Source organism: Azotobacter beijerinckii (assembly GCF_900110885.1).
In the GTDB taxonomy this organism is placed as follows: Bacteria; Pseudomonadota; Gammaproteobacteria; order Pseudomonadales; family Pseudomonadaceae; genus Azotobacter; species Azotobacter beijerinckii.
This window is the reverse complement of the sequence record NZ_FOFJ01000025.1, coordinates 1-13,280: the sequence shown is the minus strand read 5'-3', so window position 1 is coordinate 13,280 and position 13,280 is coordinate 1. Positions and strand designations below refer to the sequence as shown.

14 protein-coding genes are annotated in these 13,280 nt (G+C 64.4%); 6 read left to right on the top strand and 8 right to left on the bottom strand.

Annotated elements, in window-relative coordinates; genetic code table 11:
- Positions 1-27: 27 nt before the first annotated feature.
- The gene (locus tag BMY22_RS13480; RefSeq protein ID WP_244158868.1) at positions 28-441 is read right to left on the bottom strand and encodes a hypothetical protein; all 414 of its coding nucleotides are present in this window, start codon (positions 439-441) and stop codon (positions 28-30) included.
- A 320-nt stretch (positions 442-761) separates the two neighbouring features.
- Between BMY22_RS13480 and BMY22_RS13475 the strand changes: the two genes are divergently transcribed.
- From BMY22_RS13475 to BMY22_RS13455, 5 genes are read left to right on the top strand one after another with little or no spacing between them, the layout of a single operon-like run.
- Positions 762-2,438, top strand: a complete 1,677-nt coding sequence (locus BMY22_RS13475) for a SagB family peptide dehydrogenase (protein WP_090622830.1) — start codon at positions 762-764, stop codon at positions 2,436-2,438.
- An 18-nt stretch (positions 2,439-2,456) separates the two neighbouring features.
- Positions 2,457-3,242 carry an ankyrin repeat domain-containing protein gene (locus tag BMY22_RS13470; protein ID WP_090622828.1) on the top strand — a complete coding sequence of 262 codons (786 nt, stop codon included), beginning with the start codon at positions 2,457-2,459 and terminating at the stop codon, positions 3,240-3,242.
- Between the two features lie 9 nt (positions 3,243-3,251).
- Entirely contained in the window at positions 3,252-3,614 is a 363-nt protein-coding gene (locus BMY22_RS13465; RefSeq protein WP_090622825.1) for a NifB/NifX family molybdenum-iron cluster-binding protein, read from the top strand.
- Positions 3,611-3,982: a hypothetical protein gene (locus BMY22_RS13460; protein ID WP_090622822.1), complete on the top strand. Its 372-nt coding sequence runs from the start codon at positions 3,611-3,613 to the stop codon at positions 3,980-3,982. Before BMY22_RS13465 ends, BMY22_RS13460 begins: the two co-directional genes overlap by 4 nt.
- The gene (locus BMY22_RS13455) at positions 3,979-4,608 is read left to right on the top strand and encodes a glutathione S-transferase family protein (RefSeq protein WP_090622820.1); all 630 of its coding nucleotides are present in this window, start codon (positions 3,979-3,981) and stop codon (positions 4,606-4,608) included. Before BMY22_RS13460 ends, BMY22_RS13455 begins: the two co-directional genes overlap by 4 nt.
- A 90-nt stretch (positions 4,609-4,698) precedes the next feature.
- Here BMY22_RS13455 and BMY22_RS13450 read toward each other — a convergent pair whose 3' ends face one another.
- From BMY22_RS13450 to BMY22_RS13425, 7 genes are all read right to left on the bottom strand, one after another.
- Entirely contained in the window at positions 4,699-5,553 is an 855-nt protein-coding gene (locus tag BMY22_RS13450; RefSeq protein WP_090622817.1) for an ABC transporter permease subunit, read from the bottom strand.
- Complete coding sequence (locus BMY22_RS13445) at positions 5,550-6,449, bottom strand: ABC transporter permease subunit (RefSeq protein ID WP_090622814.1); 900 nt, start codon at positions 6,447-6,449, stop codon at positions 5,550-5,552. The genes BMY22_RS13450 and BMY22_RS13445 overlap by 4 nt, the downstream gene beginning before the upstream one ends.
- Positions 6,446-7,597, bottom strand: coding sequence for a polyamine ABC transporter ATP-binding protein (gene potA, locus BMY22_RS13440; protein ID WP_090622812.1), 1,152 nt, complete (start codon positions 7,595-7,597; stop codon positions 6,446-6,448). The genes BMY22_RS13445 and potA overlap by 4 nt, the downstream gene beginning before the upstream one ends.
- 260 nt (positions 7,598-7,857) lie before the next feature.
- Positions 7,858-9,012 (bottom strand): polyamine ABC transporter substrate-binding protein, encoded by a 1,155-nt coding sequence (locus tag BMY22_RS13435; protein ID WP_208599283.1) that lies wholly within the window; start codon positions 9,010-9,012, stop codon positions 7,858-7,860.
- A 450-nt stretch (positions 9,013-9,462) separates the two neighbouring features.
- Positions 9,463-9,966 (bottom strand): metal-dependent hydrolase, encoded by a 504-nt coding sequence (locus tag BMY22_RS13430; protein WP_090622810.1) that lies wholly within the window; start codon positions 9,964-9,966, stop codon positions 9,463-9,465.
- A gap of 89 nt (positions 9,967-10,055) precedes the next feature.
- Positions 10,056-10,289, bottom strand: coding sequence for a hypothetical protein (locus tag BMY22_RS23810; protein WP_143068491.1), 234 nt, complete (start codon positions 10,287-10,289; stop codon positions 10,056-10,058).
- Between the two features lie 64 nt (positions 10,290-10,353).
- A complete protein-coding gene (locus tag BMY22_RS13425; protein WP_167363743.1) occupies positions 10,354-10,992 on the bottom strand; it encodes a SanA/YdcF family protein in 639 nt (212 codons plus the stop codon).
- Positions 10,993-11,175: 183 nt separating this feature from the next.
- Between BMY22_RS13425 and BMY22_RS13420 the strand changes: the two genes are divergently transcribed.
- Entirely contained in the window at positions 11,176-12,222 is a 1,047-nt protein-coding gene (locus tag BMY22_RS13420; RefSeq protein ID WP_090622806.1) for an IS110 family RNA-guided transposase, read from the top strand.
- Positions 12,223-13,280: the final 1,058 nt, after the last annotated feature.

Genomic DNA, 13,280 nt, shown 5'->3' with positions numbered 1-13,280 from the left:
GCCCGGTACGGAGCGGAAACGGGCGGATCAGTCCAGCACGCCGTGCAGGACCTCCTGGACCGTACCGCGGCGGCTGTCGACCAGCACCAGGCTGCTGCCGGCGCGGCGCCACTCGTAGCCGCGGTACTGCGGCAGGTGATGCAGTTGCCCGGCGCTCAACCGGCTGCCCCAGCCGGACGGCAGCCGCTTGCCCCTGACGATCCGCACATGCGCCGGCAGCGCCGGGCCGCGACCGATGTCGTGGCGGTGCTCGCGGATCGACTCGCGCAGCGGGCCGAAATCCGCCGGCGGGCGCTCTTCGGCGTAGCTGTCGCGAGCGGCAGGCCCGCGGGCGTCGCGGTAGCGCCAGTCGTCCTGCTCATGGGAGGGGCCGGCCAGCACCAGGGAACTGCCCAGGCAGAGTGCCAGGCCCAGGCCGGCGAGTAGACGGGTCGATTGCATGGGATGACCTCGGAACGGTGCGATGGATAACGGCGCCCGGCAGCCGGGCGTGACGACATCCTAAGCGTGCGGGGCACGGAAAAACCGTTGTCAACCCGGCTTTACCCGGACCTTTACACAGGACCGGGCTTTGTCAGCCAAACCTTACGTTGCCCCCGCGCAATGCACCGATTTCGCCCCTTCGACCTGTCACAAAGCCGACAATGTCGCACCGCCGACCCTGCCGGTAAACCGCAGCAGCCCTTGCCAGACGGGCAATCTGCAGTCTGGTACTGCTCTTGCAAGTACACTCCCCCGGCCTACAAGAATTCCATCAGACCATGCCGACCTCGACTCCGCCCGCCCCCGCCGCCCTGGCGGCCGTGCTGGACTATCACCAGCGCACCAAGCACCGCTTCGAGGCCTACGCCTCCGGCCCCGGCACCCTCGACTGGGACGCCCAGCCGGCGCCGTTCCGGCATTTCCAGGGCGCCCCGCAGATCGCCCTGCCCAGGCTCTCGGCCGTGCCGCCCGACAGCGCCCTGCACGCCGCGCTGCAGCGACCGTTCGCCCGGCTCGACGAGCCGCAGCAGGCGCCGCTGCCGCCCGATCTGGCGAGCCTCGGTGCCCTGCTGCAGCTGTCGCTCGGCCTCACCGCCTGGAAAAGCTACGGCCCGGACCGCTGGGCGGTACGCGCCAACCCCTCCAGCGGCAACCTGCACCCCACCGAGGCCTACCTGCTGATCGCCGGCATCGACGCGCTGCAGGACGGCCTGTACCACTACCGTCCCGAGAACCACGCACTCGAGCTGCGCGCCGCGCATCCCACCGCCGGCCGGGAGCCGAGCCTGGCCATCCTGCTCACCTCGGTGATGTGGCGCGAGGCCTGGAAGTACGGCGAACGCGCCTTCCGCTACTGCCAGCTGGACACCGGCCACGCCGCCGGCGCCCTGCGCTACGCCGCCGCCGTGCTCGGCTGGCGGCTCGCCGAGCAGGCCCACGTCGGCAGCGACACCCTCGCGCGGCTGGCCGGCATCGACCGGCTCGCCGAATTCCCCGCCCGCAAGCGCGCCGAAACCGAGCTGGAGGAGGCCGAGATCCTCCTCGCCGCGAGCTTCTGTGCCGCGCCGCCGAAGCCGCTGGCGAGCACCGAACTGCAAACCCTGGCCGAGCACGCCACCTGGCACGGGGTGGCCTCGACCATCGACCGCTACCCCATGTACAGCTGGCCGGCGATCGCCCAGGTGGCCGCCGCCACCCGCCGCGCCGACGGCGAGGCGCAGCCTGCCGCCACACTGCCCGCACCGGCGCCGCGCGCGCCCGGCGAGGCTGCCAAGCCGGTGCAGGCGCTGCTCGGCGAGCGGCGCAGCGCCCAGCGCTTCGACCGCCACCATGTGATGGGGCAGGCGCAGTTCGCCGCGGTCCTCGCCCGCCTGCAGCCGGCCGCCGGGCTGCCCTGGGATGTCTTCGCCGAAACCCCGCGCAGCGCGCTGGTGCTGTTCGTCGCCCGTGTCGAAGGACTGGCCCCCGGCCTCTACCTGCTGCCGCGCAGCGCGGCGCAGCGGGACGCCCTGCGCCCGCTGCTCGCCGGGCGCTTCGCCCTCGCGCCGGTGCCCGGCCTCGAGCCCCTGCTGCAGCTGGCCGGCCTGGAGCCGCTCGAACTGCAGCGCAGCACCCGCAGCCTGCACTGCCACCAGGACATCGCCGCCAACGCCTGCTTCGCCCTCGGCATGCTCGCCGCGTTCGACGCCGCGCTGGAAAGCGGTCCGGCCGCCTACCGCAGCCTCTACCGCGAGGCCGGGCTGATCGGCCAGGCGCTCTACCTGGAGGCCGAGGCCCAGGGCCTGCGCGGCACCGGCATCGGCTGCTTCTTCGACGACCCGGTGCGCGCCCTGCTCGGCCTCGAAGGCCACGCCTGGCAGACGCTCTACCACTTCACGGTCGGCCTGCCGGTGGAGGACCCGCGCATCGAATCCGCGCCGGCCTACGCCGACGACGCCGACACCCTCCCCCACTGACTCCTGCGGAGACCCTTCATGGCCCCAGCCGAACGGATTCCCTACCAATGCCTTTCCGCGGTCGAGGCCGCGGCCCTGCTCCGCGCCGAACCGGAACTCAAGCTGTTCGACGTGCGCGACCTGCACAGCTACCAGCAGGAGCACCTCGACGGCGCCATGCACCTGACCGAGGACCGCGTGCCGCTGTGGCTCGGCCGCCTGCCCAAGGACAAGCCGGTGCTGATCTACTGCTACCACGGCAACGCCAGCAAGACCTTCGCGCAGATGTTCAGCGACTTCCGCTTCGCCCGCGTCTACAGCGTCGACGGCGGCTACCGGCCGCTGGCCACGGCCCTGACCGAAGCCGCAGCGCCGGGCGGCGCACCCAGCGCCGAACTGGCCGCCTTCCTCGCCGACTGGCAGTACCCGGCGGACGATCTCGAAGCCCGCGGCCAGCACGGCCTGACCCCGCTGATGCGCGCCGCCCTGCAGGGCCGCCGCGAACTCGTCCGGGAACTGCTGGCCCTCGGCGCCGACGTCAAGGCGCGCAACGACGACGGCAACACCGCCCTCTGGCTCGGCTGCGTGTCCCGCGACACCGCGCTGGTGCAGGATCTGATCGAGGCCGGCATCGAGCTGGACAACCGCAACGACGCCGGCTCCACGGCGCTGATGTACACCGCCTCCAGCGACCGCCCGGAGCTGTTGAAGATCCTCCTGGACGCCGGCGCCGACCCGCAGGTGCGCAACTTCGACGACCTGCGCGCGGTGGAACTGGCCGCCTCGCGGGCCTGCCTGAAACTCCTGCGCCATACCGCCGACTGAGGAGCAACGATGATCGAATTCCCGGTGAAGCTGGCGGTGGCCAGCAAGGAAGGCCAGGCGATCAGCGAGCACTTCGGCCACGCCAAGCGCTTCGCGATCTACGAGGTCACCCCGGAAAGCTGCCGCCTGCTGGAGTCGCGCGAGGTCGAGCACTACTGCCTGGGCAACAGCTCCAACCAGAGCGCGATGGCCGGCATCCTCGAAGCCATCAAGGACTGCCAGGCGGTGTTCGTCGCCAAGATCGGCGACGGGCCGACCGAAAAGCTCGCGGCGATCGGCGTGCGCGCCGTCTCCGCCTACGCCTGGGAGACCATCGAGGCCTCCCTGCTCGACTACGCGCGGCGCAGCGCCGCCGGCGAGGTGCTGGCATGACCGCCGCGCGCGTGGCCCGCTGGGCCGAGGAACATCCGCTGTCGCCGCCCCACGTCGACTGCGCCACCGCGGTGATGCTCAAGATCCTCGACGGCAAGTGCAAGATGAAGCCCACCGAGAAGCTGGTGATGGCGCTGCTCTACGAGCAGGTCAAGGGCCGTCCCGGCGAGAAGCTCGGCGCGGACATCCACCGGCTGATCGCCGACTCCCGCAAGCGCCTGGACGAGGATATGCAATTCCTCCTCTACGAAAAGCGCGTGCTGGCCGAGACCATGATCTCCCGGCCGGTGATGAAGGCGTTCAAGGCGATGATCCGCGAGCAGGGCCTGCTCGAGCCGGAACTCGACTGGGAGGAGACCGAGGCATGATGAAGTTCTACATGACCCCCGGCTCCTGCAGCACCGGCATCCACATCCTCCTCGAGGAGCTGGAGCTGGTGTTCGAGGTCCACCTGGTCAACCTGCTGGCCGGCGACCAGTTCAAGCCCGAGTACCTGGCCCTCAACCCCAAGGCGACCATCCCGACCCTGGTGCGCGACGACGGCACGGCGCTCACCGACTTCCAGTCGATCGCCTGGTGGCTGGCGCGCCGCCATCCCAAGCGCCGGCTGCTGCCGGAGGACGCCGACGGCGAGGCGCGGGTGCTGGAGGCGATGAACTTCGCGGTCGGCACCCTCCACGGCCAGGGCTTCGCGCGGATCTTCACCACCGAGAAGTTCGCCACCGACGCAGCGCAGCACGAGGCGGTCCAGGCCCAGGGACGGGAGATCCTCGAACGCGGCTTCGCGGTCGCCGACCGCCTGCTGGAGGGGCGCGAGTATCTGGCCGGTAGCTTCGGCATCGCCGACTGCGCGCTGTTCTACGTGGAGTTCTGGGCCGACCGCACCGGGATCGCCCTGCCCGCCAACTGCCAGGCCCACTACCGGCGGATGCTCCAGCGCCCGGCGGTGCGCCAGGTGCTGATGGAAGAAGGTTACGCCGCTGCGCTGCGCTGAGCGGATCGCGGCGGCGCCCCGCACGGGACGCCGCCGCAGAGTAGCGGGGTGGACAAGCCTGCGGCGTTGTCCACCCTACGGGCTACACGACTACCGGCCGGCCGGCAGGTGCTGCTCGTCTTCGTGAACCTGCTGCAGGGCCCGCCGCCGGCGGGCCTCGCTGCGGCGCATGAAGAACCAGGCGAGGAAGGTGAACAGCGATACCGCCAGCAGGATCAGGCTGGCCACGGCGTTGATGTCCGGCTTCACCCCCAGGCGCACCGCGGAGAAGATCTCCATCGGCAGGGTGGTCGCGCCGGGGCCGGAGACGAAGCTCGCCAGCACCAGGTCGTCCAGCGACAGGGCGAACGACAGCATGCCGCCGGCGCCCAGCGAGGGGGCGACCATCGGCAGGGTGATCAGCAGGAACACCTTCCAGGGCCGCGCGCCCAGGTCCATCGCCGCTTCCTCGATCGACAGGTCCAGCTCGCGCAGGCGCGCCGAGACGATCACCGCCACGTAGGCGGTGCAGAACGTGGTGTGGGCGATCCAGATGGTGGTCAGGCCGCGCTCAGCCGGCCAGCCGATCAGCTGGGCCATGGCCACGAACAGCAGCAGCAGCGACAGGCCGGTGATCACCTCGGGCATCACCAGCGGCGCGGTGACCAGCCCGCCGAACAGGGTCCGGCCGCGAAAGCGCGGGATGCGGGTCAGCACGAAGGCCGCCAGGGTGCCGAGGACCACCGCGGCGACGGCGCTGCACAGGGCGACCTGCAGGGAGCGACCGAGCGCCCCCATCAGCTGGCGGTTGTCGAGCAGCCCGGCGTACCAGCGCACCGACCAGCCGCCCCACACGGTCACCAGCCGCGAGTCGTTGAACGAGTAGACGACCAGGATGACCATCGGCAGGTAGATGAACAACAGGCCAGCCCACAGCATGAAGCCGGAAAAACTCGGGCGCTTCATAGCCGTCCCTCCAGTTCCTTGGCTTGGTTGCGGTTGAGCAGGATGATCGGCACCAGCAGGATCGCCAGCATCACCACCGCCAGGGCCGCGGCCACCGGCCAGTCGCGGTTGTTGAAGAATTCCTGCCAGAGCACCTTGCCGATCATCAGCGTCTGCGGCCCGCCGAGCAGTTCGGGGATGACGAACTCGCCGACCACCGGGATGAACACCAGCATGCAGCCGGCGACGATGCCGTTCTTGGACAGCGGCACGGTGATCCTCCAGAAGCTCGCCAGCGGGTGCGCGCCCAGGTCGGCGGCGGCCTCCAGCAGGCTCGGGTCGTGCTTGACCAGGTTGGCGTAGAGCGGCAGGACCATGAACGGCAGGTAGGAATAGACCACGCCGATGTACACGGCCAGGTCGGTGTTGAGGATGCGCAGCGGCTCGTCGATCAGCCCGAGCCCCTGCAGCACGCTATTGAGCAGGCCGTTGTTGCCGAGGATACCCATCCAGGCGTAGACGCGGATCAGGATCGCGGTCCAGGTCGGCATCATGATCAGGAGCAGGCAGACGGTCTGCATCTCCTTGCTGGCGCGGGCGATGGCGTAGGCCATCGGGTAGCCGATCAGCAGGCAGAACAGGGTGCCGACGGTGGCGATCTTCAGCGAGCCGAGGTAGGCGGAGAGGTACAGTTCGTCCTGGCCGAGGAACACGTAGTTGTTCAGGTTGGCGAGGATCTTCAGCTGCTGGTCTACATAGGTGAAGATCTCCGTGTACGGCGGAATCGCCACCGCGGCCTCGGAGAAGCTGATCTTCAGCACGATGGCGAAGGGCAGCAGGAAGAACAGCAGCAGCCAGACGAAGGGGATGCCGACGACCAGTTGGCGGCCGGGAAACAGGTGGCGGAGTCTTTTCATGTATGCAGCACCACCCCGCCGTCGTCGAACCAGCTGACGTACACCTGATCGCTCCAGGTCGGGCGCTTGCCGTGGCGCTCGGCGTTGGCCATGAAGGCCTGCACCACCTGCCCCGAGGGCAGCTCGACGTAGTACATCGAGTGGCCGCCCAGGTAGGCGATGTCCTTCACCCAGCCGCTCGACCAGTTGTGCCCCTCGTGCTGCAGCTCGGGCTTGTCCAGGCCGAGCTGGACCTTTTCCGGGCGCAGGGCGTAGGTGATGCGAGTCTCCTCGGCGCGGGTGGAGATGCCGTGGCCGATGTAGATCGGCCGCTCCAGCTGCGGGCAGGCGATCACCGCGTGGTCGGGGCTGTCGTCCACCAGTTCGCCGTCGAACAGGTTGACGCTGCCGATGAACTCGCAGACCAGCCGGCTGGCCGGGCTCTCGTAGATGTCCATCGGACTGCCGACCTGGGCGATCCAGCCCTGGTGCATGATGGCGATGCGCGCGGCCATGGTCATCGCCTCCTCCTGGTCGTGGGTGACCATCACGCAGGTCACGCCGACCCGCTCGATGATCTGCACCAGCTCCAGCTGCATCTGCGAGCGCAGCTTCTTGTCCAGCGCGCCCATCGGCTCGTCGAGCAGCAAGAGCTTCGGCCGTTTCGCCAGCGAGCGGGCCAGGGCCACGCGCTGGCGCTGGCCGCCGGAGAGCTGGTGCGGCTTGCGCCGGGCGTACTGGGTCATCTGCACCAGCTTGAGCATCTCCGCCACGCGCGCGTCGATCTCGGCCTTGGGCAGGCGGTCCTGCTTGAGGCCGAAGGCGATGTTCTGCTCCACCGTCATGTGCGGGAACAGCGCGTAGGACTGGAACATCATGTTGATCGGCCGCTCGTAGGGCGGCAGCTCGGTGATGTCCTGGCCTTCCAGGTAGATGCGCCCCTCGGTCGGCCGCTCGAAGCCGGCGAGCATCCGCAAGAGGGTCGACTTGCCGCAGCCGGAGCCGCCGAGCAGGGCGAAGATCTCGCCCTTGTCGATGGTCAGCGACACGTCATCCACCGCCACCATGTCGTCGAACTTCTTGGTCACCCGGTCGATCCTGACCAGCACCTCCTTCGCCGGCTGGTCGTCGGCGAGAGCATTCTTGTTAGCACCGGCGACAGTCGCCATGGTCACAACTCCACTAATGAACAGGGGGCCTCCGCTCGCCCCGTCGGCCTTCGGCCAACCGTCCAGGCAGCCTCGGGAGGCGGCAATCGGGTTGCGGAGCGCCCGCCGCGGGCGGGGGCGCTCCTCGTGATCTACGGGCCGGCCATGTCTTCCTGCCGGGGCGCGGCGGCCCGCTGCAGGAAGACGCGGCCAGCCGGCGGCGCGACACGTCCGTGACGAGCGCCGGGACCGGGCGGCGACCGCCGGTCCCCTCAAGAACCTCAGGTCCCCGACTTGATCCGGGTCCAGCTGCGGGTCATGGTGCGCTGGACGTCGGGAGCGAGATCCGGGAAGGTGTAGAGCTTCTTCAAGATGGCCTGGCTCGGGTAGATGCCCGGGTCGGTGCGGATCGCCTCGTCGACCAGCGGCGTGGCCGCGGCGTTGCCGTTGGGGAAGTGCACCTCGTTGGTGATCTCGGCGATCACCGGCGGCTTCATCAGGAAATTTATGAAGGCATGGGCCTCTGCCACGTTCTTCGCGTCGGCGGGAATCGCCAGCACGTCGAAGAAGCTGCCGGCGCCCTCCTTGGGAATGCTGTAGGCGATCTTCAGGCCGTTGCCGACCTCCTCGGCGCGCGCCTTGGCCTGGTAGATGTCGCCGGAATAGCCGACGGCCACGCAGGTGTCGCCGTTGGCCAGGTCGGAGATGTACTTGGAGGAGTGGAAGTAGGCCACGCTCGGGCGGATCTTCAGGAACAGCTCCTCGGCCTTCTTCAGCTCCTCGGGCTTGCTGCTGTCCGGCGCGTAGCCCAGGTAATGGAGGGCGGCGGGCAGCATCTCGGTCGGCGAGTCGAGGAAGGACACGCCGCAGGCCTTGAGCTTCGCGATGTTCTCGGGCTTGAACACCAGGTCCCAGGAGTCCAGCGGCGCCTTGTCGCCGAGGACGGCCTTGATCTTGTCGACGTTGTAGCCGATGCCGACGGTGCCCCACATGTAGGGCACCGCATACTGGTTGCCCGGATCGCTCAGCTCCAGCGCCTTGAGCAGGTCCTTATCGAGGTTCGCCCAGTTCGGCAGCTTGCTCTTGTCCAGCTTCTGGAACACCCCGGCCTTGATCTGCTTGGCCAGGTAGGGGTTGGAGGGCACCACCACGTCGTAGCCGGAACTGCCAGCGAGCAGCTTGGCTTCCAGCACCTCGTTGCTGTCGAAGACGTCGTAGACGACCTGGATCGCGCTTTCCGCGGAGAAGTTCGCCAGGGTGTTCTCGCCGATGTAGTCCGACCAGTTGTAGACGTGCAGGGTCTTCCCGGCCGGCGCCGCCGCAGGAGCGGCCGCGCCGGGGGTTTCCTCCTTCTTGCTGTCGCTCTCGGCGGGCTTGTCGCATGCGGCGAGCATGCCCAGGGACAGCGCGAGAAGGGTCTTGCCAAAGTGTTTCATGCGTACCGCTCCTTTTGTCGTTGAGGTATCCGGACGGGGCGTGTGCCGGGACGCACGCGGCCGCCCTGCCCGACCGGTTCGGGGTGGTGCAAAAGCGCGCAGTCTGGCAAGGCTCGGGGCTGCTTTACAAGCACCACGAGGGTGGATAGGCGGAACTTATATATAGGCGCCGCGCAATGGCGTCGAGTTGAACGCTTCAGCGGCGATTGGCAGAGCGGACAGCCCGGCGGGCGGTGAGCCGGGGCTGGATCGGGGCGCGTTCGGCAATACTGAGTCCGTGATGGGACAGGGCAACACCTTGGCGAAACGGTCGGGTGTTGCCCTCAGACGTTGCCACCGCCCGGTATTAGAAGAAAACTAATGAGTATGACGTAGCGCATTTATGCCTGACGTTTAGGTTAAGGGGCCGCGGCATGCGTTTCCAGAGAGCGAAGAGAACCATTTGAACTGCTAGTTAGGGCTATGGGATTTTCGGCGAAAAATGAGAATCGCCCAAAATACAACAAACAACTCAAGCAGAAATGACCAGTGCAAAAGAAAATTCAACCACCACGGCTTATATAAGGATGGAGCGGTAAACAAAGAAAATGGTTGAAAGCCAAACGGCGCAAGCCAAAAGATGTCACCCACTATTGTGTCCAGCAGTATATGGATAAAGCCGCTGACTGAGAAAATACATGCCAGTGCGGCATTGGATTTTTGCCTGGCGAAGTAAAACCAAGAACCGGATACGACAAGGAAGGCCAGCCACACTGCGGGGTAATGAGGCCAGTACATATGGTGATGTGTCTGGCGATTATCAATTAAATAAAAATAGAACATGTCAAAATCTGGCGCGACACCACCAATAATTGCGGCAAGGATTAATATCCTTGCCGGTGCTCCAGCTTTTGCGAATCGCTGATGCAGAGTTTTCCCACAGATGTAGCCTGCTGGAATGTGCGCAATAAACATGCAAGCCCCTAAGAATTAAGCTAACCGGAGAGCAAAAGCGTAGCTTTTGCTACGCCCAGTGAGCAAAGAAAATGGTATTGAGTGTACCATTATAAGCCGAGCTGCCCAAGGAAGGCCATGATAACAATGGCAAAAGCCAGCATTCCGACACATGCGACATAAACTTCCTCTCTTGAGCTTTCTCTCCAGCCCTTCCTGGGATACTTGCCCAAGGTTGCTAGCTTTACGAACGGCCAGCCAAGCCAGTAGAAGAATGTGCCGAGAATTATTTCTGAAATCACATTGCCTATTAGGCGGAATACGAATGTGGCGATTTCTTCCATGGTTCACCAGCTTATAAAGTCCGCGTCGCTGTTGAGCGGCAAGAATACAGGAGTGGTATACCGCCTACTCGATACGTTCTGCTTCGTTGGAAATGCTGCCGTATAAGCCCAGAATAAATGCCCAAGTTAAAAGTGACTCCCTTGTATACCTCCCGAATCGGATGCTGTAGATTTCTAGAACATTGCTCCCTCTGACAGGAATAAAGCCCAAACGATTAACTGCCAAACCAACTGGCTGGATACCCTCAGACACACACATCGCCATAGCACGCGGCAAATGAAACTCTTGAGTGAGCAAAATTCCTTCGGTCGCTAAATGCGCAAAGTGACGACACGTATCTTGAGTATCAATACCTAATTGATCGATCACGATATCGTTAGGTGTCACACCGAGGTTTTTGGCATAGTCGGCAATGGCCTCGGCTTCCCGATTGTGCCGATTATTACCTGAGACATATACCTTTGTAATCACGCCGGTCTTATACAGACTAATCGCGGCCTCAATGCGCTCTCGGGTGACATCCGCTAAGGATAGATCTTCGTTAACCCGGGCACCAAATACGATTCCATATTCGTGGGGCGGTACATCTCTGAGATTGCGATAAATCTGATCTGTAAACTGACTTCTCAGCCACGCTTGCGGTGCGAACACGACCCCGATAGAGCTAACCATCAAGAGAGCAACCCGCCATTTGCGTTTCAACAATTGCTGTACCATAAGTTTAGGTTGAGTGCCGCCCAACCTTCGCCATAACCGGCAGTGAAAAGCGGGGCGACGAAGGCGCGCCGCTTTTCACTGTCTGCGTTGATTGCTGTAATGGACTCTCCCTGCACCACACTTATCCGCACCAGTGGTGCCGCGAGTGGCGTTCGGAGGATTGCAGCGATGCCCAAGCAGATTGCAGTGGATTTGGCCAAGTCCGTTTACCAGGTTGCCGAGAGCGTTTGTGCCAGCCAGGTGAGTCAACGCAGACGGCTGAGTCGCGAGGCGTTTCTCCGGTATATACAGGAGCAGACGGAGCCGGTCGAGTGGCTGATGGAGGCCTGTGGCACGGCGCACTACTGGGGACGATTTGCCCAATCGCAGGGGCATCGGGTGATCCTGCTGCGTGCGCGCTATGTAAAACCCTACCGGCGACGCAACAAGACCGACCGCAACGACTGCGATGCCATTCTCGAAGCCGCGCGCTGCGCCGGCATCCATCCGGTGCCGGTGAAGAGTCACGAGCAGCAACAACTGCAGCAACTGCATGGCCTGCGCGAGACCTGGAGGAAGAGCCGCACCCAGCGTATCAATCTGCTGCGCGACATCTTCCGCGAGATGGGCATCGAAGCCCCGGCGTCGACGGCCGCCTTCCTTCGGGCGGCCAACGAACTGGTCAAGCGCCCCGAGGTCGTGGCCTCGCGGGGCCAGCGGCAGATTGTCCTGGCGGAGATCAACCTGTACGAGCAATGCAGGGTCGAGTGCGAGCAGCAGCTCGCCCGCTGGCATGCCGACGACGCCATCGTGCGCAAGCTGGACGAAGTCAGCGGCATCGGCGTGCTGACCGCCAGCGCCCTGAAAACGGCGGTCGGCCAGCCCGAGCGCTTCGCCAGTGGCCGCCAGCTGAGCGCCTGGCTGGGCATGACCCCGCGCGAATTCAGTAGCGGCGACCGGCGCAAACTGGGGCATATCAGCCGGCAGGGCAACACCTACGTGCGTACCCTGCTGATCCACGGCGCGCGAGCCGCCCTGCTGGCGGCCCAGCATTGTCAGACCAAGACCCCGCAGCGCCTGACCCGACTGCAACGCTGGGTGGTGGCGACGGCGGCACGAATCGGCCACAACAAGGCGGCGGTGGCGCTGGCCAACAAGCTGGTACGGATCTGCTGGGCGGTGTGGTGCCATGAGCGGCGCTTCAGCGGCGAGTGGCAGAGCAGCCGGCCCGCCTGACGGCGGGCCAGGGTAATCAGGCGTCAGTTTTCTCGTGGTTGTGGTGAATAGCGACACTGTCGGAACAGGCGAGTCCTGCAGCGGAGCAAGGCCGATAAAAATACTGATCCTGGTGATCGATTGAGCGCTTGGCCCCCGCTGCGCGAACTATAGAATGGCCCGGGCGGCAACGCCCATGGAAGGCCGGATATACGAATGCAACCGCACTGACGACAGGGTTGAAACAGCATTACTCACTACTTGTGGGGAGAGTCCATATATGAATTGTTAGGCGCAACGGCAACTATCTGCCAATTACGGCAATATCCTTTGCTGTCGCCACACGCCTCAATAACGCCCAATGTGGCAAAAAAAGCCAATAGCATGGCAATTAAGAGGCATATTAAGAAATAAACAAGGCTTGGCTTGGTCGCGCGATATTGCTTAGCGGACAAAACAATACCCGTACAAAAAGATGCTATAGATAAAGCTAAAATCCATGACTTAATAATAAATTCGCCAAATCCACTCGAGCCATCAGATCTTATGATGGTTGTAAAGTGAAAGCATAAAATTAAACCCACCACATTGATGAGGTTGTAAGAAAAAGCAAAAACAATACGCCCCCACTTTTTGTGGTGACTGTATTTCTGGCATGGAAGTTGGTGGATTCATAAGCCTAACGTTGGAATTCAGCGGCCGCCGTAGGTGGTCCGCTGGAATGACTGGTTAGGGCTGGCATGGCACTACTCGAACGACTTCTTGTGCCGTGCGCTAACCCACTGAGTGTCCACGGGCCCATTAAAGCCAACGACTGCATCCACGGCACAGTGTGGACATATGGCAGTCTGTGAGCTGTCTTCGCCATCGCACCATTCGGTGATGTCGCTCGGCTGGAACTGACTGAAGCAGTAGAAGCAAACGGCCACGTCACTGGATAGCAGCGCTTGCCGATTGAATGTGCAATCACAGGTACGACCCATAAGCCCCACCCCTTTCAAGGTCTTTTACTTTTCGAGGCCTTGATGAGGCGGTCGGTGGAGACATGGGCGCGAGCCGTCGCGGCATCGACCCAGGCC